This is a genomic window from Actinoallomurus acaciae, assembly GCF_042429965.1.
Lineage (GTDB): Bacteria > Actinomycetota > Actinomycetes > Streptosporangiales > Streptosporangiaceae > Actinoallomurus > Actinoallomurus acaciae.
This window is the reverse complement of sequence record NZ_JBHLZP010000866.1, coordinates 1-2,199: the sequence shown is the minus strand read 5'-3', so window position 1 is coordinate 2,199 and position 2,199 is coordinate 1. Positions and strand designations below refer to the sequence as shown.

2 protein-coding genes and 1 pseudogene are annotated in these 2,199 nt (G+C 72.9%); 1 reads left to right on the top strand and 2 read right to left on the bottom strand.

All coding sequences use genetic code 11. The features are described from left to right. Together ACFFNX_RS48215 and ACFFNX_RS48210 are read right to left on the bottom strand one after the other, a co-directional pair. A pseudogene (locus tag ACFFNX_RS48215) lies at positions 1–705 on the bottom strand (hypothetical protein); the annotation flags it as partial. A 41-nt stretch (positions 706–746) separates the two neighbouring features. Next, positions 747–1,712, bottom strand: coding sequence for an Lrp/AsnC family transcriptional regulator (locus ACFFNX_RS48210; RefSeq protein ID WP_378213154.1), 966 nt, complete (start codon positions 1,710–1,712; stop codon positions 747–749). Between the two features lie 119 nt (positions 1,713–1,831). Here ACFFNX_RS48210 and ACFFNX_RS48205 point away from each other — a divergent pair. Next, on the top strand, positions 1,832–2,199 hold a 368-nt coding region (locus ACFFNX_RS48205), incomplete at its 3' end, for an MFS transporter (RefSeq protein ID WP_378213153.1).

The window sequence follows — 2,199 nt, the reverse complement described above, 5'->3', positions numbered from 1 at the left end:
GCCCGGCAGCAGTTCCTCGGCCAGGTCCAGGACGAGCGGGCTGCGGCGGCGGCCGAGTTCGAGGATGGCCGCCGTCACCTCCTGGCCGTGCGCGCGGGCGAGGGCGGCCAGGTCGTCGTCGGTACGCCCGGAGAGCGCGGCCCGTGGCTCGTGCGGGCGTATCTCGGGTCTGCGGACGGCGGCGATGCGCGGGTGGCGCGCGGCCCATTTTCGCGTCACGGCGCCGTCGACGCCGCACAACCAGGCCAGTTCGTGGTCGTCGCACCGGGCCGCGGCGACCTCGTCCAGCCCCTCGGCCAGCGTCGGGTCGTCCAGCTCGACGAGCTCGTTGAGCGCGGCGTACCAGTTGCCGCCCTCGCGGGCGTACCGGCGCAGGGGGGCGACCGCCTCCAGCCGGCCGAGCCGGACCAGCCGGGCGAGGACGTCGACGGCGAGGTTGGTGCGGTCCTCGTCGGGGTCGTCGTGGTCCACCGGATCGAAGAGGTGGGCGACGACGGGGCCGATGCCGAGTTCGAGATCACATATCAGCCGCGCGTAGTACAGGCCGCGGTCCTCGAGTGTGTCCCACCGGGGATCGTGGAAGACGCAGTCGTAGACGAGCTCGCCCGTACCGGGTGTGCCGGCGGCGCGGCGTGCCGCGCAGCCCCGCCCGCGCTGCAGGCGGCCGTGCAGCGATTCCGCTGGGTGAAGGACGATGTCTGTCACGATCGCAGGATGCGCACTCGATTACAAAACGGGCAAGCAAATTACGGCTTCAGGACCGTCCCCGCCCGCTTGACGGTGCGGATCACCGGCGCCGTCTCCAGCCGCTCCACCCCCTCCAGAGCGCCGATCCGGTCGGTCAGATAGCGATAGAGCGCCTGGTCGTCGCGGCAGACCAAACCCGCCATGAGGTTCGTCGGACCGGTCGTCGCGGCGGCGAAGGTGACCTCGACGTGGCCGGCGAGCGCCCGGCCCACCGCGGCGAGCTCGGCCGGCCGTACCGACATCCACAGCCGCGCCTCGACGTGATAGCCGAACGCCTCCGCCGGGATGTCGACGTCGTAGAACAGCGCGCCGCCGGTGACGAGCCGGTCCATGCGCCGCCGGACGGTCGACTCCGACCATCCCGTGACGGCGGCCAGCTCGGCGTGGCCGGTACGCCCGTCCAACGCCAGCGCGGAGAGCAGCGCCCGGTCGCCGTCGTCGAGGATCACCGGCTCGTCGTCCGGGGCCGGCAGGGGATCGGGCCGTAGCCGTTCGGCCTGCTCCGCCGACAGCGCGCCGGCGATGCCGGGCCAGCTCGCCCGGCCGCCCACGAACAGGTGAAGCTGCGAGTGCGCGGTGACCGACGACACCCGGCCGGTGCGCGGCAGCCGCTGCAGCAGCAGCGCGCGGCGCTCCTCGGCGGTGCGCGTCATCGTGCCGCAGGTGATCTCCGTGCCGCCGGACAGCACGTGCACCCAGAACGTGTCCGTACGCCGGGCCAGCGCGGCGGCGATCGGCCCGGCGGCGTCCGGGGCGCACCGCATCCGGATCGCCCATGAGGTGTAGCCGAGCCGTGGGGCGTCCACCGCGCCGACGATCCGCAGCACATCGGCGGTGCGCAGCCGCCGGTAGCGGCGCGCGATGGTCTGGTCGGAGACGCCGAGCACCTCGGCGATGCGGCCGAACGGCGCGCGCCCGTCGATCGCCAGCGCGTGCACCAGGCACCGATCGAGCTCATCCAACATGACGGATTCCACCGCAACAGCCTATCCCGCGTCGAAAACAGCCGTCGAACGTCATCTGGCTATGGAAGAGCGCCGGAAGCCGCGATCGTGGGGGCCTCGACGGAGGAAAGGAATTCCCGATGCGCAAGTGGTTGCCCCTGGTGGCGATCTGCCTGGGGGCGTTCATGCTGCTCGTGGACGTCACGATCGTCACGGTCGCGCTGCCGCGGATGGCCCGGAGCCTGCAGGCCTCCTTCTCCGGCCTGCAGTGGGTGCTCGACGTCTACGCGCTCTCGCTCGCCGCGCTGCTGCTCGGCGCGGGCGCGCTCGCCGACCTGCTGGGCCGGCGGCGCGTGTACGTGGCCGGGCTCGTGCTCTTCGCCGTGGCCTCGCTGGCCTGCGGTCTCGCCCCGAACGCCCCGACCCTGATCGCCGCCCGCTGCCTGCAGGGCATCGGCGGCGCGGCGATGTTCACGACCACGCTGGCGCTGCTCGCCAGCACCTACCA